Genomic DNA, 25,286 nt, shown 5'->3' with positions numbered 1-25,286 from the left:
CAGAATGGCAAACGGCATCAAGACCAGGAAGATCCTGCTCGTATCGACCGACAGGACCTTTGTGCAGGACACGCGGACCGCATTCGCCGCCTCCGAGGTCATCCAGTTGTCGACAGTGGAAAAGAATGTCACGGAGCTGCGCGGCGAGATCCAGGAGGCCGACTTCGGCGCCATCATCGTCGACATGGATGCGGCAAGGCTGGAGGAGGTCGAGTCGCTGCAGCGCATCATGCGCCGGCTGGAGGACAAGGTGCCGGTCGTCGTCGTCACCCAGGAGTTCAATGCCGCTGCGGTGCGCATCCTGGTGCAGCTCAAGGTCGCGGATTTCCTGGTCAAGCCGATCACCACCGCCGACCTGGTGCGCTCCGTGGTGCGGGCGCTGCAAGGGCCCGGGCGCGAGGAAAACACCGAGTCGCAGATCTACACCTTCATGCCAGCCGCGGGCGGCGTCGGCACCACGACGCTGGCACTGCAGACCGCCTTCCAGCTGCATCACTCGGTGACGCGCGGCGCGTCGACTTGCGTGGTCGACCTCAATTTCCAGCAGGGCGCCTGTGCCGAATATCTCGACCTCGAGCCGCGTTTCGACATCACCGAAATCGAGAACCAGCCCGAACGCCTCGACCGGCAACTGCTCGACGTGATGCTGTCGAAGCATGCCAGCGGGCTTTGCGTACTGGCGGCGCCGACGCATCCGGCGGAAATGCGCTCGTTCAAGACCGATGTCGTGGTGCGGATGCTGGACCTCGTTTCGGCCTATTTCGACAATGTCGTCATCGACATGCCGCGCACCTGGTTTCCGTGGACGGAAACGGTGCTGCTCGGTTCCAACAAACTCTACATCGTCGCCGAAATGACGGTGCCGTGCCTGCGCCACACGCAGCGCCTGATCCAGGCGGTCTACGAGACCGCCGGCAAGGAAGTGAAGCCCAACGTCATCGTCAACCGTTTCGAGCAAAAGATGTTCGACAACGGCATCAAGCAGGCGGACGTCCAGGAAATCCTCGGCGAGCATTTCGTCGGCGGCATTGCCAACAACTACCGGCTGGTGCGCGAGGCGGTCGATCGGGGCGTGCCGCTGCACGAGATCGACCCGAACGCCAATGTCGTCAACGATCTGAAGAAGATCATCCTGCCGGAGGAAGCAGTCCAACCCCGGGCGAAATCGCGCTCGCTGTTTGGCATGGGCCGGGGATTGCTGAAGAGGAAGGCCGGATGACCAGCCGCTTTTCCACCCTGCAGAACCGCGATGCGCGTCCGCAGCGCGCTGCCGAGCCGATGCCGGTCGCGCATCATGCCGTCGTCATTCCGACGAACCGAAAGGCTTTGACGGCAAAGCCGGAAGCCGCACCGGCAAAGAATGCCAACAAGGTGCTCGATGCGCGCGTGCGTATCCACCGGCTGCTGCTCGAGGAGATCAACCTTGTCGCGCTCGAGCGTTTGCCCAAGGATGAGATGCGCCGGCAAGTATTTGATTTCGTGTCGGAAAAGACCAAGCAGGAGCGGATGGCGATCAACACCGTCGAGCTTGACGCGCTGGTCGACGACATCGTCGACGAGATGGTCGGCCTCGGTCCGCTGGAGCCGTTGCTCAAGGATCCCGACATCAATGACATCCTGATCAACGGCCACCAGAACTGCTTTGTCGAAAAGAAGGGCAAGCTGCAGCCCGTCCATATTCCGTTCAAGGACGAGGCGCATCTGCTGCGCATCGTCAACAAGATCGTCGCCGCAGTCGGCCGCCGTGTCGACGAATCGCAGCCGATGGTCGACGCGCGCATGCTGGACGGCTCGCGTTTCAACGCGGCCATCCGCCCGGTTGCGGTCGACGGGCCGCTGGTGTCGATCCGCAAATTCTCCAAGAACAAGCTCGGCCTGCACAAGCTGGTCGAATTCGGCGCCATCACCCAGAACATGGCCGAAGTGCTGGCGGCGGCCGTGCATGCCCGCAAGACGACGATCATTTCAGGCGGCACTGGCACCGGCAAGACGACCATGCTCAACGCGCTGTCGGCATTCATCCCGGAAGATGAGCGGCTGATCACCATCGAGGACGCGGCGGAACTCCAGCTGCAGCAGCCGCATGTGGCGCGTATGGAGACGCGTCCCGCCAACATCGAGGGCCATGGCGAACTGAAGCAGCGCGATCTGGTCAAGAACGCGCTGCGCATGCGCCCCGATCGCGTCATCCTCGGCGAGTGCCGCGGCGAGGAAGCCTTCGATATGCTGCAGGCGATGAACACCGGTCACGAAGGATCGATGGCGACCATCCATGCCAACACGCCGCGCGACGCCATTTCGCGCCTGGAGCAGATGCTTGGCATGACCGGCATGCCGATGACGGTGCAGTCGATCCGCAGCCAGATCGCCAGCGCGCTCGACCTCATCGTGCAGCTGACGCGCCTGTCCGACGGCAAGCGCAAGGTGACCAGCGTCGCCGAGGTGACCGGCATGGAAGGCGATGTCATCCAGATGCAGGAGATCTTCCGCTTCGTGCGCACCGGCATGGACGCCGACGGCAAGATCCTCGGCCACTACGAGGCGACCGGCATCCGGCCGCGTTTTCTCGAGGATTTACGCGCCATGGGCATCGAGTTCCCCGGACGATATTTCGAACCCGGCCGGCCGCAGGAGTAGCCAGTGTTCGACGGGCTCAGCGCGATCTATGTCGTCTATGCCGCGGCAGCACTTACCGGCATCCTGATCGCCGAGGCCTGCTACCTGCTTTACGCCGGCCGCAGCGACAAGCGCACCGCCATCAACCGGCGCATGAAACTGCAGGAAAACACGATCAGCCAGGAGCAGGTGCTCGTGCAACTGCGCAAAGAGCGCGGCCTTGACGCGGGTACGTCGCTGTTCTCGCCGGAACGGTTCCGCGCCTTGCGAACCCAGTCTGGCATGGTCATGCCGCTGCCGAAATTCCTGATGACCACCTGCGGCGCGGCATTCGCCGCGGCGCTGGCCGCCATGTGGTACGGCTTGCCGCCGCTGCTCGGGCTCGTCCTGTTTGTCATGCTTGTGCCGATACTGCCGGTGATGACGCTGCGCTTCAAACGCGGCCGCCGGCTGAAGCGGTTCGGCGCGCAACTGCCGGAGGCCCTGGAACTGATCACACGCGGCCTGAAGGCCGGCCATCCGGTGCCGGTGGCGATCGCCATGGTGGCGCGCGAGATGCCCGACCCGATCGGTAGCGAATTCGGCGTCATTGCCGACGAGGTGACCTATGGATCGGACCTGGTTTCGGCCTTGAACTCACTGTTCGACCGGGTCGGCCATGAGGACCTGCCGCTGTTCGTCACCGCCGTCTCGATCCAGAGCAGTTCGGGCGGCAATCTGCGCGAGATCCTCGACGGCCTGGCGTTGACGATCCGCGAGCGTGGCAAGCTGCGCCGCAAGGTGCGCGCCATTTCGACCGAAGGCCGCATGTCGGCCTACATCCTGACGGCGATACCGGCGCTGTTGTTTGCCGCCATCATGGCGCTGATGCCAGCCTTCTACCGCAACGTCTGGGGTGAGCCGCTGACCTGGTACCTGATTGGCGGCTCGGTCGCATGGCTGATGCTGGGCAATCTGATGATGTTCAAGATGTCGAATTTCAGGTTCTGACATGCAAGCCTTCATCGAATTCCTCGCCTCGCTTGCGCCGACCTCGTTGATGCCGGTAGCCATCCTGTTGCTGGCCGTGGGCGCCGTCGCGGTGGCCTGGCCGATGGTGGCGGCGAAGGGCGACCGTAACGACGTCATGCGCCGGCTCAAGGTGGATCACGGTCCGGTGGCCGCGAAGCCCGAGCCGGTGCAGAAGAAGAATACCAGCATCGTGCGCGAGAAGGCGGTGAAGAGGGCGCAGGAATTCTATGCCAAGAGCGATCCGGAGAATGTCGCCCGGCTGCGCATGACGCTCATCCAGGCTGGCTACATGGAGCCGCGCGCCGTCGGCATGTTTTTCCTCGTCCGGTTCATCGCGATGATCGGCACGGCCATCGGTGTCTTTGTGCTCAACCAGTGGATGGCCAGTCCAGACGCGACGATGGCCAGCCGCTGGACGTTCGTCATCCTGTCGGGAGCGGCCGGCTACTTCCTGCCTGGTCTGGTGCTGAGCCAGAAGGTGCGGGAAAAGCGGCGCGAATACCGCAACGGCTTTCCCGATTTCATGGACCTGATGATCGTCTGCTCGGATGCCGGCATGAGCATGGAGGCCGGCATCGAGCGCGTTTCCAAGGAACTCGCCAAGACCTATCCCGCGCTCAGCCAGAACCTGCAGCTTGTGTCGCTGGAACTGAGGGCAGGGCGCAGCCTCGACGATGCGCTGAAGGCGCTTGCCGACCGCCTCAGCCTGGACGAGGTGCGTTCCTTCGCCACGCTGCTGCAGCAGTCGAAGGAGCTCGGCACCAGCCTGTCTGGAGCGCTGCGCGTCTTTTCCGATGAAATGCGCCACAAGCGCATGTCGCTGGCCGAGGAAAAGGCGCACGCCCTGCCGGCCAAGATGTCTGTGCCGGTGACGGTGTGCATCCTGCCGGTGGTGCTGATGATCGCCGTCATCCCGATCATCGTCAAAATGATGACGGACCGCTAAGAAGCGGCTCCACGAAAGTCGGTCCAAGTCGTGTCTTGCACACGGCCTGGTCAAGGTCCTTTGGTCTGCGCCTCGTGGTTAATGGCTGGTGTGCCCAAAGCTTAATTTTGAGCGTGTTTGGGCACCGAAGTTTAATCGCCTTTCCTGTAATGTGTTTCCTGAAGAACGACCCGGCAAATCGGGCGATGAGGCAGGGGCATGCGTCACAGTAATTTCACGGCAATGGCCGCGATGGCGGCCGTCTTAATGATGTCTGGTTGTACGACGAGTGGCGTCGACACCACCAAGACCACCGCCATCCAACCGGTGGCAAAGGACATCGACACTTCCGAACTGGCGCAAGGCAAGGCGCAATTTCGCGACGCCAATTATGGCCTCGCCGAACAGCACTTCCGCAAAGCCGTCGAGTTGAAGGCCGACAATGCGGAAGCCTGGATGGGGCTCGCCGCTTCCTATGACGAACTTGGCCGCTTCGACTTCGCCGACCGAGCCTACGACCAGCTTTTGAAAGTCGCCGGCCGCAAGCCGCAGATCGTCAACAACATGGGCTATTCGCAACTGTTGCGTGGCAATCGCAAGAAGGCCAAGGCGCTGCTGCTCGAAGCGAGGGCCGGCATGGCCGATCCGACGGTCGTCAACGCCAATCTCGCGCTCTTGAACAAGGGTTGATCTGGTCATCGCGTCTTAGAGCCGGACGATTTCAGGTCGAATCGACCTGAAATCTGAATCCGCTTCCAAATCAAAGAGATAGAGCATGATGTCGCCCGAAAACCGCTCACACTTTTCGGCACCATGCTCCAGGGTGCTGTTTCGGGACACAGGGCATGGACGCTTTGTAAACCCTATCCGCAGGTTGCGTCGGAAGACCGGCTGAAACCCGTATCCGAGGGCTGCCGCTGACCTAGAATGCAGTGCAACCGCCGACGCTCGAGAGGCCCTCGCCCAACATGTTGGACTTCAGTTCGCTCCTGCTCGCGGCCGCGCTGTCGGGCACATGCCTCTCCGTTACCATGTTTGCGATCTGGTTCACCGCGCCCAAGGCACGCTTTGTGCTGACTGTGGCGTGCGGCATCCTGGTGCTCGTTGCGCATGTGATCCTGTTCTGGCGATACACCAAGGACCCCGATCCGGTGCTCTGCCAGATCGTGCTTGCGCTGCTCAGCCTGGGGTTCCTGATCCTCTGCCTGTCGGCCATGCAGTATCTCGGAGTGCCCAGCCACAGACGTGCCGTTGCACCGACGCTGGCCGCCATGACTATTTGCGCGGCCGTGACCTCCATCGGCCTCGACGGTGTCGGCTTCATCATCACCTACGCAACGGTGACAGCGCTGCTCTCGGCGATCGGCGCCATGTTCTGGATCAACGGCAGCCATGATCGCCGGATCCTGCTGGTGGTTTCGTTTCTGAGCGGCACCTGTGCGGTGTCGTTTGCGCTCTGTGGCATGGTTCTGCTGGGCAAGGGGCAGTGGGCGCTCGCGGTCGCGCCCGACAATTGGGCCGAACGGCTGAACTCCGTCGTGGCGGTGGCCTGCATGACCGGGCTCGGCGCCTTGACGCTCTCCCTCCATCATCTCCAGGCGCAGATCGAACTGAAGGCCGAGACCATGACCGACCCGCTGACGGGGTTGATGAACCGCCGGGGATTGATGTCGCTCTATGGCGAGCGGAGTTTCGGTCCATTCATGTTCGTCGTCATGTTCGACCTCGACCACTTCAAGCGGACGAACGATGTCTACGGTCACCCGGTCGGCGACCAGGTCCTGTGCCGCTTCGCCGCGGTCATCAAGAGATATGCCCGGACCGGCGTCGACGCCTTTCGCCTGGGCGGCGAGGAATTTGCCGTCGTCATGTCGCGGATGACGGAGGAAAGGGCCTACGACCTCGCCAGCAAGATCGGCGTTGCCTTCGGCACCGAAATCGTTGCCACCCAGCTCGGCCCGTTGCGCAGCACGGTCAGCGGCGGCATCGGCTTTGGCGAGGCCGACGGCCGCAGCCTCGACGAGGTGCTGGCCGAGGCGGACATAGCGCTCTATGCCGCCAAGCGCGCCGGGCGAAATTGCGTCATCAGCCGCAAAGGAATGAGCAAGGCCGAACCGGTCAAGCCGGCCTTGCGCTCAGCGTAATTATTCGGCCGCACCCAGATAGTCCGACAGAGGCGGGCAGGAGCAGACCAGGTTACGGTCGCCTGCAACATTGTCGATACGCGACACCGGCGGCCAGTATTTTGCTGCCGTGTCGGCGTCACCCGCGGGATAGGCCGCCTCCAGGCGCGAATAGGGATGGGTCCACTGGCCGGCCAGCGCCTCTGCGGCGGTGTGCGGTGCGTTGACCAGCGGATTGTCGGCCAAAGGCCATTCGCCCTTGGCGACTTTCGCTGCCTCACCGGCGATGGCGATCATCGCCTCGCAGAAGCGGTCGAGTTCACGCTTGGGCTCGGACTCGGTCGGCTCGACCATCAGCGTGCCAGCGACCGGGAACGACATGGTCGGCGCATGGAAACCATAGTCGATCAGGCGCTTGGCGACATCGTCGACACTGATGCCGGCGCTCTCCTTGAGCACGCGCGTGTCCAGGATGCACTCGTGGGCAATGCGATCGTGCCTGCCCTTGTAGAGGAGCGGGAAGTGCGGTGCGAGCCGGGTCGCCACGTAGTTTGCCGAAACGATCGCCGTCTCGGTCGCCTGCTTCAGGCCGGAACCGCCCATCATGCGGATGTACATCCAGGTGATTGGCAGGATGGAAGCACTGCCGAAGGGTGCGGCCGACACGGCATGCGCCGAACCTTCGGTTACATGACCCGGCAGATAGGGTTTTAGGTGCGCCCTTGCACCGATCGGGCCGACGCCTGGGCCGCCGCCGCCATGCGGAATGCAGAAGGTCTTGTGCAGGTTCATGTGGCAGACATCTGCGCCGATATCGCCGGGGCGCGCGAGGCCGACCAGGGCGTTGAGGTTGGCGCCGTCGAAATAGACCTGTCCACCATGCTCATGGATGAGGGCGCAGAGATGGCGCGCGCCTTCCTCATACACGCCATGCGTCGAGGGATAGGTGAACATCAGCGCCGCGAGGTTCTTGGAATGCTCATTGGCCTTGGCCCTCATATCGTCCATGTCGATATTGCCATCCTCCAGGCAGCGCACGACGACGACGCTCATGCCGGCCATCGCCGCGCTCGCCGGATTGGTGCCATGTGCGGAAGATGGGATAAGGCAGATGGTGCGATGGCCTTCGCCGCGCGAGCGGTGATAGGCGCGGATGGCAAGCAATCCGGCATACTCGCCCTGGCTGCCGGCATTGGGCTGCAGGCTGACCGCGTCGAAACCGGTGATCTCCGACAGCCAGCCTTCCAGTTCGCCGGCCATGGCGCGGTAGCCGGCCGAATGACTGGCCGGCGCGAACGGATGCAGGTTGGCGACGCTTGGCCAACTCACCGGCATCATCTCGGCGGCGGCGTTGAGCTTCATGGTGCAGGATCCCAGCGGAATCATGGCACGGTCGAGCGCCAGATCCTTGTCGGCCAGCCGGCGCAGGAAGCGCATCATCTCGGTTTCCGACTTGTTCTCGTGGAACACAGGTTGCGTCAGAAACTCCTTGCCGCGCGGCTTTCCCGGCACCGTGCTGTCGGCCGAGGGACCAGCCTTGGCGCCGAACAATGCCGCGATCGCGTCGAGATCGGCATCGGTCGAGGTTTCGTCGAAGCTGATGCCGACATGGTCGGCATCGACGACGCGCAGCAGCCGGCCGGTCTTTTCGGCCGCAGCAGCGATCTGCGCCGCCTTGCCCTTCGTCTCCACCGTCACCGTATCGAAGCGGCTGGCGCCGATCACCGACACGCCTGCCGCCTCGAGGCCGCCTGCCAGACGGTTGGCCAACGCGTGGATGCGCCCGGCAATCGCCTGAAGCCCGGCGGGGCCGTGCCAGATGGCATAGGCGGTCGCCATGTTGGCGAGCAGCGCCTGGGCGGTGCAGATGTTGGAGGTCGCCTTGTCGCGGCGGATATGCTGTTCGCGTGTCTGCAAGGCGAGTCGGTAGCCGGGCCGGCCCTTGCTGTCGGTCGACTGGCCGACCAGGCGGCCGGGCATCAAGCGCGTCAGCCTGTCGGCGACGGCGCAATAGGCGGCGTGCGGGCCGCCAAAGCCCATCGGTACGCCAAAACGCTGCATCGGTCCGACGGCGATGTCGGCGCCGAGCTTTGCCGGTGCGTCGGTCAGCGTCAGGCCGAGCGGGTCGGCGATGAACACGACCAGCGCGCCGGTGGCGCGCGCCTTGTCGATCGCTGCCTTGTGGTCGCCATAGACGCCGAACGTGTCCGGCCAGGAGACAAGCAGGGCGGCGGTGTTGTCGTCGATCGCCTCGCCGTCGATCTCGATGCCGAGCGGTTCGGCGCGGGTGCGCACCACGTCCAACGTCTGCGGATGCGGCGTGCCGGCAAGCGCCACCTTGGTGCGCTTGTCGCGGTGATGGCGCAAGGCGATGCCAACCGCTTCGGCGACCGCCGTTGCTTCATCGAGCAGCGAGGCCGACGCCACAGGCAGGCCGGTCAATTCGGCGACCAGCGTTTGAAAATTGAACAGCATTTCGAGCCGGCCCTGACTGATCTCGGCCTGGTAGGGCGTGTAGGCCGTGTACCAGGCTGGGTTCTCGAACAGGTTGCGCTGGATGACCGGCGGTACGTGGACGCCGTGGTAGCCGGCGCCGATGAAGCTCTTTAGCACCGTATTTTTCGCCATGATCGCCGACAGTTCGGCGAGCGCCTCCGCTTCGCTGGCCGGAGCAGGCAAGGCAAGCGGCTGGTCGAGGCGGATCGATCTCGGCACGGCCTGGCTGATCAGCGTCTCGATCGAGGGAACGCCGATGACGGCGAGCATTGCTCTGGTGTCGTTGACGCCCGGGCCGATGTGGCGGGCCATGAAGGGGTAGGGTGCTGCGGTCATGTGTCGAGATCCTGATGTCAACCGATATGGGCTTTATAGGCGGCCTCATCCATGAGGCCGGCGAGTTGGCTTTCGTCGGCGAGCTTCATCTTCCACAGCCAGCCGGCGCCGGTCGCCGCCGAATTCACCAGCGACGGGTCCGACGACAGCGTCCCGTTGGCCTCGGTGATCTCGCCGTCGACGGGCGCATAGACGTCGGAGGCCGCCTTGACGGATTCGACCACCACGGCGGTATCGCCCTTGGCCAGCTTCTTTCCCGTCTCGGGCAGTTCGACGAAGACGAGGTCACCGAGCTGCTCCTGGGCGTAGTCGGTGATGCCGACGGTGGCGATGCCGCCCTCGACACGGAGCCATTCGTGATCTTCGGTGAAATAGGTTGTTGCCATCGGATTCATCCTTTGCGGTAGCGATGCGGTGTGAAGGGCAGGGAACTGATATCGACTGGGATCTTCGTGCCGCGCACATCGGCGAAAACCCGTGTGCCGGGCTTTGCCAGTGGCGTTGCGACATATCCCATGGCGACCGGATGACCGGCCGAGGGGCCGAAGCCGCCCGATGTGACATGGCCGGCAGGATTGCCGTCGGCATCAAAAAGCGCGGCGCCGGCGCGCACCGGCTGGCGGCCGTCGGGCTTCAGCCCGACCCGCTTTTGCGCGGGTCCTCGTTCGATAGCGGCGCGCAGGGCGTCGGCGCCGATGAAGGCGCCAGTAGCGCGGATTTCTTTCGGGATCGCCCACATCAATCCGGCGCTGGCCGGATCGGTCTCCGCCGTGATGTCCTGGCCGTGCAGGCAGAGCCCGGCCTCCAGCCGCAGGCTGTCGCGCGCGGCAAGGCCGATCCACAGCACGCGTTCATCGCCGAGCAATTTTGCGACGAGGTCGCGCGCATCGGCCTCCGGCAGGCCGATCTCGAAACCGTCCTCGCCGGTATAGCCTGAGCGGCTCATGAACCAGTTCTGCCGCGGTTCGACACCATGCATGAACAGCAGCGAGCCGGTCTCGATGCCGGCGCGGGAAAGCGCGGCCCAGGCTTCAGGGCCCTGGATGGCCAGGAAGACGCGGTCGAGCGGCTCGACCTTGACGTCAAAATCCGCGGCAAGCGCCCGCAAATGCTTTTCGTCGGCCACGGCGTTACCGGCGTTGGCGACCACCATGAACCTGATATCGCCCAGCCTGGTGACGATCAGGTCGTCGAGGATGCCGCCTGCCTCATTGAGGAAGAAGGACAGTTTGGACTGCGAGATTTCGAGCGCGCCGGCATCCAGGGGACAAGCGCGGTCGAGCAGCGCAACCGCCTCCGGCCCACTGACCTCGAACAGCTTCATATGCGAGATGTCGAAGAGGCCGGCATGCTCGCGGGTGTGAAGATGCTCCTTCATGACGCCGGCCGGATAGGTCAGCGGCATCGACCAGCCGGCAAAGGCGCCAAAGCGCGCACCAGCGGCCACATGGATATCTTCGAGGGGAAGGTGTCTGGTGTCGTCGCCCGTCATGTCATCTCCAGAGTCGCACGCAATCGGTCGCGAATGGCGACCAGTCCGTGCCCCTCTGTCTGAAGCCTGAGAGACTCGCGCAGCCGGAACTCTGTCAGCGACGCTTACACCTTCGGCGCGGGGGCAAGCCCCGACTTTCCAGAGTGTCTTTCCCGTCTACGGTTCTTTTGCCTGAGAGATTTCGGGCGATTTCCCCTTCGGCGACAGCTTTCGCTGTTCTCTCCCGCAAACAGGTAGGACTCGCAAGAGCCCTCGACTCGTCATCCATAGCCTGCCGACGACACATTGTCACCTGTCAGCGACGTCTAAACCGCATCGCGTCGAAACGGAGTCAGGCGAGGCGCTTTGGCTCCTTGTTTTGATGCATGTCATTTTCCCAAAATCGCTGCACACTCTTGGGCGACATGCATTGGCTGGCAAGTCTTCGCTAACCACGCCGTTTGCCGGTTTTTCAAGACACTGCTGATATGGTGGCTTCTGTAGGCTTTGGGCAGGCGCTTGCCGGCAGCGGACGGGGACGACAAATGGGCGAATTGATCATGAGCGCGCCGGTGGCGGGGCTAACCTCGAAGAGCCACATTACCAGGGAAGACGTGGCCATGTTGCGCCATGAAGTGTTCGGCGACGGCGTGGTGACGCGCGGCGAGGCCGAGGCACTGTTCGCGCTCGACGCCACCGCCAAGGACAAGTGCCAGGAATGGCCGCCGTTCTTTGTCGAGGCGGTCACCGACTACATCGTCCACCAGGAGAAGCCGTCCGGCTACATCTCACAGGACAATGCCGACTGGCTGATCCGCACGATCTCGCGCGACGGCATGGTCGACAGCCGGACCGAACTCGAATTGCTGGTCCATGTGCTGGAAGAAGCAAGATCATCGCCGAGCCAGCTTTGCGTCTATGCGCTGGAGCAGGTCGCCCACGCCGTCATCGATGGCAAGGGGCCGCTGATGCTCGGTGGTGCGCTGGTTCCCGGACTGATCGCCAAGGCGGAGGTCGAGCTGCTGCGCCGGATCCTCCACGCCCATGGCGGCGACGGCAACATCGCCATTACCCGCCCAGAGGCCGAGGTCCTGGTCAAGATCAACGAGCGTACCGCTCAAGGCCAAAACGATCCGTCCTGGAACGATCTGTTCGTCAAGGCGGTCGCCAATTTCGTCATGTGCTCGGCCGGTTATGAGGCACCGACACGCGATGTGGCGCTGCGCCATGACGCCTTCGTCGAACACGCCGATCCGGAAATCGGCGGCTTCTTCAGCCGTATGGTCTCCGGCGGCCTCGCCGGCATCATGGAGGCCTATCGCTCCCCCGATGACATCGAGGTCGAGTGGGAAGCCAAGAACAGGGCGACTGAAGCCCTGGCCCGCCGCGCCGAGACAATCGATGCCGGCGAAGCCGGCTGGCTGATCGAGCACATCGGGGTAAACAGGCCTCTTTACGAGAACGAACGCGCCTTGCTGACCCTGATCAAGCACGCCTCGCCGGAGATTCACCCGGCACTCAAGCCGCTGCTCGACAAGGTTGCCTGAACCGGGCGGCAGCGCTCGCTACGCCCCCTTGTCGCGGTGATCGGTGACATCCCGCAACGCCGTGGCGACCAGCCTTACCAGCTCCGATTGCCGGCGCACGCCGGTTCTGCCGTAGGCCGCCTTGAGATGATAGCGGACGGTGTTCATGGAAATGCCGGTACGGTCGGCATAGGCTTGCAATTCTTCGTTGGCGGCAATAGCTGCAACCAATTGCGCGGTGCCTTTCGGCAGGCCGAAAAGTGCTGCGATCGTCTGCGCATCCGACTGCGCCTTCAGCAGCGGGTCATGGATTATGAACATGACGCCGCGCGGCCGCGATCTTCGGGTGTCGACGCCTTGATCGAGGAAGAAGGGGGCGACCATGATGCCATAGGGCGGCCTGCCGGCGGCGCGGGTCGCTCGCACGACGCCACCGGCGCCGCCTGAGCGGACGTCGTTTTCGAGTTCGGCGAGCCGGTTGTTGGCAGACCGGTTCAGGGCGAAAAGTCGGCCGCCGCGGCCAATCGACAGGCCATCACCGGCGTTGGCGATCCTGCGCGCGGCAGCGTTGACGAACAGGCTGCGCCCATACTCGTCGAGCGCGACGACGCCGGCCGCCAGCCGGTCGCACATTTCGGACATGGCGCCAGCAGCCCCCTCGAGTTCAAGGAAGCTGCGGCGAAGCTGCAGGGCTCGCGCCAGGTGGGGCATGAGCGCCTCGAGCCTGGCGATATCGTCGTCGTCAAAGGGCTTGCGGTCACGCTGCCGCTGCAGGCCAACCATGGCGAAACGGCCCTTTGTCGACGCCAGCGTCCCGCCAAGGCATTCTTCCAGTCCCAAGGGCCGGAAGAACTCGTTGAAGAAAACACCAGGCTTGCGCGTCTCCTCGGCAAGCAGGCGATAGGTGGGCATGCGGTGCCGGCAGGCAGGGTCATGAACGCTCTCTGCGCGGGGTCCAGTGTTGCGAAATCGCGCTGATAGCGATCCAGCACCTCGCCTTTGAAGACACCGACCGATGCGTGCGCCGACACTTCCGGCCGCGCCGCGTCGAAGTCCAGCAATATGGCCGTGCCGATGTCGAACAGTTCACCGAGGAGATCAAGCGAGGCGTCAAAGCCTGCCCTGTCGCGCACCCCCAGATAGAGGGCGTCGAGAAACTGCGCCTCGCGCTTCTGCACCAAGGTCAAGCCCGCCCCCCGGCTTCCGGCAGCGCCGCACCCCCAAGATCGGAGCACGCAACATGCCCGAAATAGAAGTTCTGTCTAAATACCCCAGCCCATCGTCCCCGACTGCAGGCAGCTTGTCAAACAGTCAGTGAGTAAGAGGACGGGATCGGCAGCCGGATGAAAAGGACGGGCCCCCCTATCTGTTTGGGTAGGGTCCTCCATCGAAGAAACTGCTTTCTTGCCTGGCGGGGACGTCCACTGTTGGGGAGAACATCACATGACTACATTTCGTAAGGTGCTTGCTCTTGCATTTGCCGCCGGTCTTGGCTCGGCAACGCTGGCCTTCGCCGACGAGATGACGCCGGAAAAACAGGCCGATATGCGCACCAAGGTCGAAACCGCCGTGGCGCTGGCCAACATCGCCAAGGCCGACAAGGATGGCGAAGCCATGCTCGTTGCTGCAAGAATGCTGGCCGAGGCCGGGCCGGTGGCCGAACAGGGCGCCAAGATGAAGGATGGCAAGCCGACGCTCATGAACACTGGCAAGATGGCCAAGATGGCCAAGGAAATGGGCGCCGATGCCAAGAAAGCCGATGCGGTCGCCAGCATGGCCACATCAGCCGGTGAGACGGCACGCAGCGATGGCTACTGGTACTACAGCTGCGATTCCTACAACAATTGTCAGTGGATCTACGCCGGCTATTGAACGGGGCCGGGGGCTCTCTGTTTGGGCATCGGATTATCCGAAAACCGCTACGCGCATTTCGAGTCCGATGCTCTGACCAGGCGTCCTTGATCGGCCCGTTGCCCCCAACGGGCCGATCATCATTTTGCGGTGCGCGGTTCAGATTCCACCGTACCAGTCGTAGCCATTGTCTTCCCAATAGCCGCCCCTGCCACCGCCGACATTGGCGAAGCCGTCGACCAGCTCGATCTTGTAGAGATATTTCGGCATCTTGTAGCCGAGCTGACGCTCGACGCGGGCGCGCAGCGGGGCGCCGTTCTCGACCGGCAGCGGCTTGCCGTTCAGGCCATAGGCAAGGATCGTCTGCGGATGACGGGCATCGATCAGGTCGATGGTGCCGTAATATTTGATGTCGCCCGACAGGCTGCGGTCGATCGTGTCGAGGCAATGGAACATGACGTAGCGCGCCTGCGGCTTGACCACCGCCTGGTCGAGCACCAGCGACAGCGGCGTGCCGGTCCATTTGGCGATGCAGCTCCAGCCTTCGACGCAGTCATGGCGGGTGATCTGGGTGCGGCTCGGCATGTTCATCAACTGCTCGCGGCTGAGCGACAGCGGCTTCTCTACAAGGCCGGAAACCTCCAACCGCCAGTCGGCGAAATTGTTGGCGAGCAAGCCTTTGTAGACGTCGTCATCGGGAGCCGTGACGCCGTTCGGCCGCTGCGGCTGGCGGATGTCGGCCTCGGTGAACTCCGGCGCCAGCGCATCGCGTCCGGCGAGCAGGCGTTGCGCCCGGTAGGTCAGGCCATTGGCGTTTTCGAGGAAACTGCGCAGACCGCTGCCAATGCTCAGCTGGCTGTCGAAGGCGTCGCAGCCCGACAGCATGATGCCGGAGGCGCCAAGGCTAGCGCCCGTCAGGAATTTCCGGCGGCTGATCTCGAACTTCGCCATATCAAGCACTCCTCTCGGTGGAATTGTCGTCCTGTGCTGGAGGATCGGTGCGGTACCAGCCGGTGAGGATCGAGCGCAGTTCATTGATCGGGCCGGCAGCCAGGATCATCAGGATGTGGACGATGAAGAAAGCGACCAGCAGCACCATGACGGTGAAATGGATGGTGCGCGCCGTCTGCCGGCCACCGAGCAGATCGTTGAGGAACGGCAGCACCGAGTCCATGCTGGGCGACATCGCCAGGCCGGTGATGATCATCAGCGGCAGCAGCACGAACAGCACGCCGCCATAGGCCATCTTCTGCAGCGTGTTGTATTCCCGCGTGTGGTGGAATTTGAGCTTGGCGTGGTCGACGATGTCTTGCGGCAGTCGCTTGAGATCGTCGAGGCGTGGCGCGAGATCGCGGCGCAGATGGCCGTTCACGGTGCTGGCGACCAGCCAGACAATCAAGGTCGTGGTCAGTATCCAGGCAAAGAAGAAATGGATGACGCGAGCGGTCCCCAGATCATAGTAGGACGGAATGGTCGCCCAGGACGGGAAGCCGCGCGCCGTTTCCTGGCCTGCCGGACCAGACCAGCCGAGCACGCCCGTGGTGTCGAAGCGATGCCCGAAGATTTCGGTGTAGCCACGTGCACCGGCGTTGGTGTTCTCGGCGCCAATGGCGAAAATGGTGTTGTTGTAGTCGAAGCCCGACTGCTTGCCGATATAAAGCTGCGGGCGGGCGTTGAAGATCTGCAGGCCGGAAAGCAGCATGAAGAACAGCGAAATGGCCCAGATCCAGTGCGTCAGCCGCGTCCAGCGCGACTGGCGGTAGATCAGCGTTTCATCCTTCCGCGCGGCGGGGTCCGCTCCGGCGGTGGGTTGGCTTCTGGCAACCGATTCCATCTTGTCTCGTCTCCCGGCCTCGCGGCGTGACCTACACGCTCATTGTCCTCCTGATACGTCGCTAACCAAACCGATGTTTCATCCGATCACGGAATTATTACGGGCTGCCCAGGCTGACGGCGAGATTGACGGCCGCGGCGACGATGACCGTGTTGAAGAAAAATGACAGGATCGAATGGACGAGCACGACACAACGCATATGCGTTGTCGAGATGTTGGTGTCGGCAGTCTGCGCGGTCATGCCTATGACCGCCGAGAAGTAGAGGAAATCCCAACCTTCCGGCCGTTTGTCGCCCGGGAACAGCAGCCCGCCGACCGGGATTTTCTTCTTGGTCTCAGCGTCGACCGCATCGCCGTCCATCCAGTAGACATGGGCATAGTGGAGCGCTGCCATGGCATGCATGGTGAACCAGCCGAGCGGGATCGACAACAGCGCGAAGCCAAGCTCGACGGGATGGCCTCTGTCCTTCTGATTGATCAGCAGGAACAGTGAAACAATGGCAACGACGACCACGACCAGCGTCACAGCGAAGATAACCAGCACCGGCTGGTCGGTGGCACGCGCGTTCTTGCTGAGATAGCGACCGGTAAGCCTTGGCATCTGGGCGACGACCAAAATGACATAGACGGCGAAGAACACATTGGCGCCGATCGAATAAGGGAGCGGCGCGCGCAACAGCAGCGCAACCGCCAGTGCGACGGCCCCTGTGCCGGCCGCCACGACGAATTGCTTGTGCCGATGCATTGGTGAATTGATCGAGGTGTCGGTGACCATGGCCCAGCTTTCGAAAAGCGCCCGGATCAGTCCGGTGTGGCGGATTTGAGCGCGCGCCGCAAGATGCGGTCGAGTTCGCCGAGAAACCGCGAACGGTCCTGCGGCGCGAAGCTGGCATTGTAGCCTTTGCTTTCGCCGGTCTCGCGCAAATGCTGCTTGAGTTCGCGCATTGCCACCGCCATGCCGATCGTTTCGGGTGCGAACAAGCGCCCGGTGGGTCCAAGCACATGGGCGCCGAGCGCCACCGCGCGGGCGGCCAGCGGAATGTCTGATGTGATCACGATGTCGTTGGTCCGCGCATTATCGACGATCCAGTCATCGGCCGCGTCGGCGCCCTTGGACACCACGACGTTGCGGATCATCGGATCGCGCGATGGCCGCAGGCCACCATTGGAGACGTAGGTGACGACGACGCCATGGCGCTCGGCGACCTTTTCCACCTCGGCCTTGACTGGGCAGGCATCGGCGTCGACGAGGATGGCGGGTGCAGGCATTTATTGTTCCAAAAGGCATGGGGCCGGGCGATTTCGGCCGGCCCCATGGAGATAATCTGATCGGTTGTTACGCCGGCAAGGCCCCGGACTTCTTCGCAGTCCAGGTCGCCATATAATCCATCAGGCCGGGATTGAGGCAGTCATAGGGTTCCAGCCCGATTGACCTCAGCTGCGCGCGGATGCCGTCCATTCGCTTCGGGTCGACACCGGATTCGATGATCGACGAGACGAAGGCAGTGAAGCCCGGCGGCGACCAGCCGTCCTCCTCGAAGCGCTCGGGATGAATGAACGACAGGCCCTTGAACGGATGATCGCGCTCGACCGGCCCGTGCATGTGGACGCCACAGCCGGTGCAGGCATGGCGCTGGATCAGGGCGCTGGGATCGACCACCTTGAGCTTGTCGCCGTTCTCGGTGACGGTGACGTCGCCGGTGCCGGCCACGGCTACGACCGAGAACAGCGCGCCCTCCGGCTTCCAGCATTTGGTACAGCCACAAGCATGGTTGTGGGCGATCTGGCCCTTGACCTTCACCTTGACCGGCTTGCTGGTGCAGGCGCAGACCAGCGTGCCGCCGGCAAAGCTTGCACTCTCCTTGGGCAGACCATTATCGATTTTCGGATGCAGTTTTTCCGGCATTCTTTTCTCCTCCCAGTTGTGAGCCACAAAGGTCGCAGGCCGGTTGGTCGGCGGCTTGTGGTCTTCTTCAGTAAACGACGACGCTTCGGATCGACTTGCCCTCATGCATGAGGTCGAAGCCCTTGTTGATGTCCTCGAGCTTCAGCGTGTGGGTGATCATCGGATCGATTTGGATCTTGCCGTCCATGTACCAGTCGACGATCTTCGGCACGTCGGTGCGGCCGCGCGCGCCGCCAAAGGCGGTGCCCATCCAGGTGCGCCCGGTGACCAGTTGGAACGGCCGCGTGGAGATCTCCTGGCCGGCACCGGCAACGCCGATGACGACCGACTTGCCCCAGCCGCGATGCGAGGCTTCCAGCGCCTGGCGCATCACCTTGGTGTTGCCGGTGCAGTCGAAGGTGTAATCGGCGCCGCCGATCTGGTCGGCGCCGCGCTTGGTCATGTTGACGAGATGAGGCACGACATCGCCGTCGATCTCCTTCGGATTGACGAAATGCGTCATGCCGAACTTCTCGCCCCAGGCCTTCTTGTCGTTGTTCAAATCAACGCCGATGATCATGTCGGCGCCGGCGAGTTTGAGGCCCTGGATGACGTTGAGGCCGATGCCGCCAAGGCCGAAGACCACGGCAGTGGCGCCTTGCTCGACCTTGGCGGTGTTGATCACAGCACCGATGCCGGTGGTGACGCCGCAGCCGATGTAGCAGATCTTGTCGAAGGAGGCGTCGGGATTGACCTTGGCGACCGCAATCTCGGGCAGCACGGTGAAGTTGGAGAAGGTCGAGCAGCCCATATAGTGGAAGATCTTATCCTTGCCGATCGAGAAGCGCGACGAACCGTCGGGCATCAGCCCTTGCCCCTGCGTGGCGCGGATCGCCGTGCACAGGTTGGTCTTTCTGGACAGGCAGGACGGGCACTGGCGGCATTCCGGCGTATAGAGCGGGATGACGTGGTCGCCCTTCTTGACCGAGGTGACCCCGTTGCCGACATCGACCACCACCCCGGCTCCCTCATGACCGAGAATCGCCGGAAACAGGCCTTCGGGATCGGCGCCCGACAAAGTGAACTCGTCGGTGTGGCAGATGCCGGTCGCCTTGATCTCGACCAGCACCTCGCCGTCGCGCGGACCGTCGAGGTCGACCTCCATGATCTCCAGCGGCTTTCCGGCGGCGACAGCGACAGCGGCGCGCGTTTTCATCAGTCAATTCCTCCATAGGCGATTTTGGCCCAAGCTTTCAGGTTTTAATGATGCGATCAACTGGAAGCTGGTTCTAGGCTTGGGCCAGTGGGGAGAATTTTATCCCAAATCGATTGAAAGACCGCGATTGACCCGGCCGGCTTGACCGCACCGACACAGGCCATAAAAGGAACGGCCGACCCGAGGGATATTTCGCATGTTCACCAAGATCCTCATCGCCAATCGCGGCGAGATTGCCTGCCGTGTGATCAGGACGGCGCGCAAGATGGGCATCGCCACCGTCGCGGTCTATTCGGATGCCGATCGTGATGCCGTGCATGTCGAGATGGCCGATGAGGCGGTGCATATCGGGCCTTCGCCGGCCGCGCAGAGTTATCTCATACCGGAGAAGATCATCGCCGCCTGCAAGGAGACGGGAGCGCAGGCCGTGCACCCCGGTTACGGCTTCTTGTCCGAGCGGGCGGCCTTTTGCGAGCTGCTGGAAGCGGAAGGCATCATCTTCATCGGCCCGAAGCCCAAGGCGATCAAGGCGATGGGTGACAAGATCGAATCGAAAAAATTCGCCAACGCCGCCAAGGTTTCCACCGTGCCCGGCTGGCTCGGCATTATCGAGAATGCCGACCATGCCGAAAAGATCGCCGGCGAGATCGGCTATCCCGTGATGATCAAGGCCTCGGCCGGCGGTGGCGGCAAGGGCATGCGCATCGCCTGGAGCCAGTCGGAGGTGCGCGACGGCTTCGACCGGGCGCGCTCGGAAGCCAAGAGCTCCTTCGGCGACGACCGCGTCTTCATCGAGAAATTCGTGGTCGATCCGCGGCATATCGAAATCCAGGTGCTGGCCGACGCGCATGGCAACGCGCTCTATCTCGGCGAGCGCGAATGCTCGATCCAGCGCCGCAACCAGAAGGTCGCCGAAGAGGCGCCATCGCCGTTCCTCGACGCCAAGACACGCAAGGCCATGGGCGAGCAGTCGGTGGCGCTGGCCAGGGCCGTCGACTATCAGAGCGCCGGCACGGTGGAGTTCATCGTCGACAAGGACAAGAACTTCTATTTCCTTGAAATGAATACACGATTGCAGGTCGAGCATCCGGTGACGGAGCTCGTCACCGGCATCGATCTGGTCGAGCAGATGATCCGCGTCGCCGCCGGTGAGAAGCTCGCCTTGACGCAGAGCGATGTGAAGCTGAACGGCTGGGCGGTGGAAAGCCGGCTCTATGCCGAGGACCCGTACCGCAATTTCCTGCCCTCGATCGGCCGGCTGACGCGCTACCGGCCGCCGGAGGAAGGGCAATTCGGCGATATCGTCATCCGTAACGACACCGGCGTCACCGAAGGCTCCGAAATCTCGATGTTCTACGATCCGATGCTCGCCAAGCTGTGCACCTGGGCACCGACGCGCATCCAGGCCATCGATGCCATGTCGGAAGCCCTCGACAGCTTTGTCGTCGACGGCATCGAGCACAACATTCCGTTCCTCGCCGCCCTGATGCAGCATCCGCGCTGGCGCGAAGGGCTGATATCGACCGGTTTCATCGCGGAGGAATATCCCGACGGCTTTGCGCCAATCGTGCCGAACAACGATGAGAAAGCCGTGCTGGCGTCGATTGCGACCGCGGTGGAACTGCTGCGCCGCGACCGGCTCGACCGGCTCGGCGGGCGCCTGGCGCCGCATTCGGGGGCGCTGAAGCGCGACTGGGTGGTGAAGATTGGTGAAGACTATCTGTCGGCGTCCATCCTCGAAGGCATGATCTCAATTCCAACGGAAATCGATCTGTCGATCGAGGGCGGCAAGGCGCTGACCGTCGCCTCAGACTGGCGTCCGGGCGACCTGATCTGGCGCGGCACGGTCGGCACGCACAAGATCGTCGCTCAGATCAGGCCGGTTGCCAATGGCTTGCGCATCGCCTGGAAAGGCATGTCGGTGACCGCGCGGACCATGTTGCCACGCATCGCCGAACTGGAAAGGCTGATGCCGGAGAAGGTGGCGCCGGATACGTCGAAACTGCTGCTTTGCCCGATGCCCGGCCTTGTCGTGTCGATTGCCGTTGCCGAAGGGCAGGAGGTCAAGGCCGGCGAGACACTGGCCGTCGTCGAGGCGATGAAGATGGAAAACGTGCTGCGCGCCGAACGCGATCTTGTCGTGGCGAAACTCAACGCCAAGCCTGGCGACAGCCTGGCGGTCGATGCGGTGATCATGGAATTTGCCTGAGGTCTGTTGATATTCAGGTGAGGCCGGCCTGCAAATGGCGATTTCCTGCGCTTCCGGTGCTCACGTACCCAAACGTACGCTCCGCTCCGGTTCTCGGAATCCACCATTTTCGGCTCGGCCTGACCTGAATCTCAACAGACCTTAGCTGGGCAGGCCGCTGCAAGCCTGTGGTCAGCGGCGGTTTGTGCTGGACTGGTATCGCCCGGTCCCGGACAATACATCTCCACCGACTCAAGTCCTTCGGGCAGCGCGAAAAACCATGGCAGATGACAGACTTCCCCGCGATCCCCTGATGCGCGAAGCCGCGATAGCGGCTGCGCGGCCGGAGGCGCCGGCGCGGCCGTTCGTCCACCTGCGCGTGCATTCGGCCTATTCGCTGCTGGAAGGCGCCTTGCAGATCGGCAAGGTGGTGGCTCACGCGGTCAAGGACGAAGCCCCCGCGATTGCCGTGACCGACACCAACAATCTGTTCGGCGCGCTCGAATTCGCGCAGAAGGCGGTGAAGGACGGCATCCAGCCGATCATCGGCTGCCAGGTCGCGGTCGCCTTTTCAGGCGAGAACAGCGATGGCCAGCGCGACCGCAGGCGGCAAGGTCCGGATATGCGGCCGGTGGTCCTGATCGCCGCGACCGAGGCCGGCTACGCCAATCTGGTCAGGCTGGTCAGCCGCGTCTATCTTGAAACGCCGCCGGGCGAGGCGGTGCACCTGACCACCGAAATGATGGAGGGCTATTGCGACGGGCTGATCTGCCTCAGCGGCGGGCCGCGCGGACCGATCGGCATTGCGCTCAAGGAAGACCGCCGCGATCTTGCAGAGGCACGGCTTTTGACCCTCAAGATGATGTTCGGCGACCGGCTCTATGTCGAACTCGACCGGGTTTCCGGTTATGATCGCATGATCGAGAAATCCTCGATCGATCTCGCCTATACCCATGAATTGCCACTGGTCGCCACCAACGAGGCCTTCTTCTCGGCGCGCGACGACTATGACGCGCATGACGCGCTGATCGCCATCGCCGAAGGCTCGGTCGTTGCCGCCGACAATCGCCGGCGGCTGTCGCCGGACAATTTCCTGCGCAGCCAGGCCGACATGGCCAGGCTGTTCGCCGACCTGCCGGAGGCGATCGACAACACGGTCGAGATCGCGTTGCGCTGTTCCTACTATCCGAAGAACCGCAATCCGATCCTGCCGCGCTTCACGGGCGGCGATGTCGCCGACAATGACGCCGCCGTGCAGGCTGAAGCCGACGAGCTCGCCCGCCAGGCGCATGAGGGGCTCGACGCACGGCTGGCCGCGCATGGGCCGACACCAGGCTACACGGTCGAGCAATATCGCGAGCGGTTGAATTTCGAGCTTGGCATCATCACCAAGATGAAGTTCCCCGGCTACTTCCTGATCGTTGCCGACTTCATCAAATGGGCCAAGGCGCAAGGCATTCCGGTCGGGCCGGGCCGCGGGTCGGGCGCAGGCTCCCTGGTCGCCTATTCGACGACCATCACCGACATCGATCCCCTACGCTTCTCACTGCTGTTCGAGCGCTTCCTTAACCCCGACCGCGTATCGATGCCCGACTTCGACATCGACTTCTGCCAGGATCGCCGCGAGGAGGTGATCCGCTACGTCCAGCAGAAATACGGTCGCGACCAGGTCGGCCAGATCATCACCTTTGGTACGCTGCAGGCGCGCGCTGTGCTGCGCGACGTCGGCCGTGTGCTGCAGATGCCCTACGGCCAGGTCGACAAGCTGTCCAAGATGGTGCCGCAGAACCCGGCCAACCCGGTCAAGCTCGCCGACGCCATTGCCAACGAGCCGCGCTTTGCCGAAGAGGCCGAGCGGGAGCCGATCGTCCAGACGCTGCTCGACATGGCGCAGAAGCTGGAGGGCCTCTACCGCCACGCCTCTACGCACGCCGCCGGCATCGTCATCGGCGACCGCCCGCTGTCGGAACTGGTGCCGATGTACCGCGATCCGCGCTCGGATATGCCGGTCACCCAGTTCAACATGAAATATGTCGAGCAGGCCGGGCTGGTGAAGTTCGACTTCCTCGGCCTGAAGACGCTGACGGTGCTCGAAACGGCGGTCAAGCTGATCCGCCGGCGCGGCATCGAGATCGACCTGGCGACGATCCCGCTCGACGATCCCGAGACCTATGCCATGCTGTCGCGCGGCGAGGTGGTCGGCGTGTTCCAGGTGGAAAGTGCCGGCATGCGCAAGGCGCTGATCGGCATGCGGCCGGACTGCATCGAGGACATCATCGCCCTGGTCGCGCTGTACCGGCCGGGACCGATGGAGAACATACCGACCTACAACGCCAGAAAGCATGGCGAGGAGGAGATGGCGTCGATCCACCCCAAGATCGACCATCTGGTGAAGGAGACGCAAGGCGTCATCGTCTACCAGGAACAGGTGATGCAGATCGCGCAGGAGCTAGCCGGCTATTCGCTTGGCGAAGCCGACCTGCTGCGCCGCGCCATGGGCAAGAAGATCCGCGCCGAGATGGACAAACAGCGCGAGCGCTTCGTCTCGGGCGCGGTCGAACGCGGCGTTGGCAAACCGCAGGCCGACTTCATTTTCGATCTGCTTGCCAAGTTCGCCGACTATGGTTTCAACAAGTCGCATGCCGCCGCCTACGCGGTGGTCTCGTACCAGACCGCCTATCTCAAGGCGCACTATCCGGTCGAGTTCCTCGCGGCATCGATGACGCTCGATATGGGCAACACCGACAAGCTCGCCGATTTCCGCCAGGACGCGCTGCGCCTTGGCATCGAGGTATTGGCTCCGTCGGTGATATCAAGCTTCCGCGCTTTCGAGGTTGGCGAGAACCGTATCTATTATTCGCTGGCCGCGCTGAAAGGTGTCGGCGACGCGGCGGTCGAGCATATCGTTGCCCAGCGCGGCGAAAAGCCATTCAAGAATCTCGCCGATTTCTGCGAAAGGGTCGATCCCAAGATTGTCGGCAAGCGTGTCTTCGAAAGCCTCATCATGGCCGGCGCGCTCGATTGCTTCGGCCACGACCGCGCTGCGATGATGGCGGGCGTCGAGCGCATGATGGGGCTGGCATCGCTGGCACAGCAGAACGCGGTCTCCGGTCAGCACGATATCTTCGGCGCCTCGCTCGGCGCCCAGTCGCAGGCGCTCAATCTGCCGGCGACCGACCCATGGCTTGCCGCCGACCGGCTGCACCGAGAATTCCAGGTGGTCGGCTTCTATCTCTCCGCCCATCCGCTCGACGAGTACAAGGCGGCCTTGCAGAAGATGCGGGTGCAAAACTGGGCCGAGTTTTCGGCCGCCGTCAAGCGCGGGGCCGCCGCCGGACGGCTGGCCGGCACGGTCACCTCCAAGCAGGAGCGCAAGACGCGCACCGGCAACAAGATGGGCGTCGTCGCATTTTCCGATACGTCCGGCCAGTATGAGGCCGTGCTGTTTTCCGAAGGACTGGCGCAGTATCGCGACCTGCTCGAGCCCGGCCGTTCCGTCGTCATCACGGTTGCGGCCGAGGACAGGCCGGAAGGCGTCAATTTGCGTATCAACTCGGTGCAGTCGCTGGAGGACGAGGCAAGCCGCATCCAGAAAGCATTGCGCATTTTCGTACGCAATGCGGCGCCGATCGGCACGCTGGCCGGCCAGCTTTCAGTGAGGGGCGAAGGCCAGGTCAGCTTCGTTCTGATCAAGGAAGATGGCGAGGGGGAAATCGAGATCGAGCTGCCCAATCGCTACCGGATCTCGCCGCAGATCGCCTCGGCGATGCGCGCCGTGCCCGGCGTGGTCGAAGTGGAACTGGTGTGA

The 25,286-nt window shown here is 63.2% G+C and carries 20 protein-coding genes and 1 riboswitch; of the genes, 10 read left to right on the top strand and 10 right to left on the bottom strand.

Features of this window, described 5'->3' with window-relative positions; genetic code table 11:
- Positions 1–4 precede the first annotated feature (4 nt).
- From AC1DZU_RS24300 to AC1DZU_RS24275, 6 genes are all read left to right on the top strand, one after another.
- Positions 5–1,219 carry a CpaE/TadZ family protein gene (locus AC1DZU_RS24300; RefSeq protein ID WP_477289049.1) on the top strand — a complete coding sequence of 405 codons (1,215 nt, stop codon included), beginning with the start codon at positions 5–7 and terminating at the stop codon, positions 1,217–1,219.
- Positions 1,216–2,637, top strand: a complete 1,422-nt coding sequence (locus AC1DZU_RS24295) for a TadA family conjugal transfer-associated ATPase (protein WP_095087881.1) — start codon at positions 1,216–1,218, stop codon at positions 2,635–2,637. Before AC1DZU_RS24300 ends, AC1DZU_RS24295 begins: the two co-directional genes overlap by 4 nt.
- 3 nt (positions 2,638–2,640) lie before the next feature.
- Complete coding sequence (locus tag AC1DZU_RS24290) at positions 2,641–3,606, top strand: type II secretion system F family protein (protein WP_477289046.1); 966 nt, start codon at positions 2,641–2,643, stop codon at positions 3,604–3,606.
- Between the two features lies 1 nt (position 3,607).
- On the top strand, positions 3,608–4,573 hold the full coding sequence (locus tag AC1DZU_RS24285) for a type II secretion system F family protein (protein WP_477289044.1): 966 nt from the start codon (positions 3,608–3,610) through the stop codon (positions 4,571–4,573).
- A 198-nt stretch (positions 4,574–4,771) separates the two neighbouring features.
- Positions 4,772–5,242 (top strand): tetratricopeptide repeat protein, encoded by a 471-nt coding sequence (locus AC1DZU_RS24280; RefSeq protein WP_477289042.1) that lies wholly within the window; start codon positions 4,772–4,774, stop codon positions 5,240–5,242.
- Positions 5,243–5,520: 278 nt separating this feature from the next.
- Positions 5,521–6,696: a GGDEF domain-containing protein gene (locus tag AC1DZU_RS24275; protein WP_477289040.1), complete on the top strand. Its 1,176-nt coding sequence runs from the start codon at positions 5,521–5,523 to the stop codon at positions 6,694–6,696.
- Here AC1DZU_RS24275 and gcvP read toward each other — a convergent pair whose 3' ends face one another.
- The 3 genes from gcvP to gcvT are packed head-to-tail and all read right to left on the bottom strand — an operon-like array spanning position 6,697 to position 10,999.
- Complete coding sequence (gene gcvP / locus AC1DZU_RS24270) at positions 6,697–9,507, bottom strand: aminomethyl-transferring glycine dehydrogenase (protein WP_477289038.1); 2,811 nt, start codon at positions 9,505–9,507, stop codon at positions 6,697–6,699.
- A gap of 17 nt (positions 9,508–9,524) precedes the next feature.
- On the bottom strand, positions 9,525–9,893 hold the full coding sequence (gene gcvH, locus AC1DZU_RS24265) for a glycine cleavage system protein GcvH (RefSeq protein ID WP_095088133.1): 369 nt from the start codon (positions 9,891–9,893) through the stop codon (positions 9,525–9,527).
- 5 nt (positions 9,894–9,898) lie between these two features.
- Positions 9,899–10,999 (bottom strand): glycine cleavage system aminomethyltransferase GcvT, encoded by a 1,101-nt coding sequence (gene gcvT / locus AC1DZU_RS24260; RefSeq protein WP_477289036.1) that lies wholly within the window; start codon positions 10,997–10,999, stop codon positions 9,899–9,901.
- A 149-nt stretch (positions 11,000–11,148) separates the two neighbouring features.
- Positions 11,149–11,235, bottom strand: a riboswitch (glycine riboswitch).
- 288 nt (positions 11,236–11,523) lie between these two features.
- Here gcvT and AC1DZU_RS24255 point away from each other — a divergent pair.
- Complete coding sequence (locus tag AC1DZU_RS24255; protein WP_477289034.1) at positions 11,524–12,525, top strand: hypothetical protein; 1,002 nt, start codon at positions 11,524–11,526, stop codon at positions 12,523–12,525.
- 18 nt (positions 12,526–12,543) lie between these two features.
- Here AC1DZU_RS24255 and AC1DZU_RS24250 read toward each other — a convergent pair whose 3' ends face one another.
- Entirely contained in the window at positions 12,544–13,416 is an 873-nt protein-coding gene (locus AC1DZU_RS24250; RefSeq protein ID WP_477289032.1) for a helix-turn-helix transcriptional regulator, read from the bottom strand.
- 531 nt (positions 13,417–13,947) lie between these two features.
- Between AC1DZU_RS24250 and AC1DZU_RS24245 the strand changes: the two genes are divergently transcribed.
- A complete protein-coding gene (locus AC1DZU_RS24245) occupies positions 13,948–14,376 on the top strand; it encodes a hypothetical protein (protein WP_477289030.1) in 429 nt (142 codons plus the stop codon).
- A 138-nt stretch (positions 14,377–14,514) separates the two neighbouring features.
- Here AC1DZU_RS24245 and AC1DZU_RS24240 read toward each other — a convergent pair whose 3' ends face one another.
- The 6 genes from AC1DZU_RS24240 to AC1DZU_RS24215 all read right to left on the bottom strand — a co-directional run bounded on the left by AC1DZU_RS24240 (position 14,515) and on the right by AC1DZU_RS24215 (position 19,290).
- Entirely contained in the window at positions 14,515–15,306 is a 792-nt protein-coding gene (locus tag AC1DZU_RS24240) for a molybdopterin-binding protein (RefSeq protein ID WP_095087897.1), read from the bottom strand.
- Position 15,307: 1 nt separating this feature from the next.
- Entirely contained in the window at positions 15,308–16,189 is an 882-nt protein-coding gene (locus AC1DZU_RS24235) for a cytochrome b/b6 domain-containing protein (RefSeq protein WP_477289027.1), read from the bottom strand.
- 97 nt (positions 16,190–16,286) lie between these two features.
- Complete coding sequence (locus tag AC1DZU_RS24230) at positions 16,287–16,964, bottom strand: DUF1345 domain-containing protein (RefSeq protein WP_477289025.1); 678 nt, start codon at positions 16,962–16,964, stop codon at positions 16,287–16,289.
- A 26-nt stretch (positions 16,965–16,990) separates the two neighbouring features.
- Positions 16,991–17,458 carry a YaiI/YqxD family protein gene (locus AC1DZU_RS24225; RefSeq protein WP_477289023.1) on the bottom strand — a complete coding sequence of 156 codons (468 nt, stop codon included), beginning with the start codon at positions 17,456–17,458 and terminating at the stop codon, positions 16,991–16,993.
- Positions 17,459–17,525: 67 nt separating this feature from the next.
- Complete coding sequence (gfa, locus tag AC1DZU_RS24220) at positions 17,526–18,095, bottom strand: S-(hydroxymethyl)glutathione synthase (RefSeq protein ID WP_477289021.1); 570 nt, start codon at positions 18,093–18,095, stop codon at positions 17,526–17,528.
- A gap of 67 nt (positions 18,096–18,162) precedes the next feature.
- On the bottom strand, positions 18,163–19,290 hold the full coding sequence (locus AC1DZU_RS24215) for an S-(hydroxymethyl)glutathione dehydrogenase/class III alcohol dehydrogenase (RefSeq protein WP_477289019.1): 1,128 nt from the start codon (positions 19,288–19,290) through the stop codon (positions 18,163–18,165).
- Between the two features lie 196 nt (positions 19,291–19,486).
- On the opposite strand from AC1DZU_RS24215, the gene AC1DZU_RS24210 reads away from it, so the two are divergent.
- Both AC1DZU_RS24210 and dnaE read left to right on the top strand, forming a co-directional pair.
- Entirely contained in the window at positions 19,487–21,499 is a 2,013-nt protein-coding gene (locus AC1DZU_RS24210; protein ID WP_477289017.1) for an acetyl-CoA carboxylase biotin carboxylase subunit, read from the top strand.
- 292 nt (positions 21,500–21,791) lie between these two features.
- Entirely contained in the window at positions 21,792–25,286 is a 3,495-nt protein-coding gene (gene dnaE / locus AC1DZU_RS24205) for a DNA polymerase III subunit alpha (RefSeq protein ID WP_477289245.1), read from the top strand.

The sequence above is a fragment of the Mesorhizobium sp. P2_A12 genome (assembly GCF_056405075.1).
Note: the sequence above shows the minus strand (reverse complement) of the source record. Positions and strands in the feature narration are given on the sequence as shown.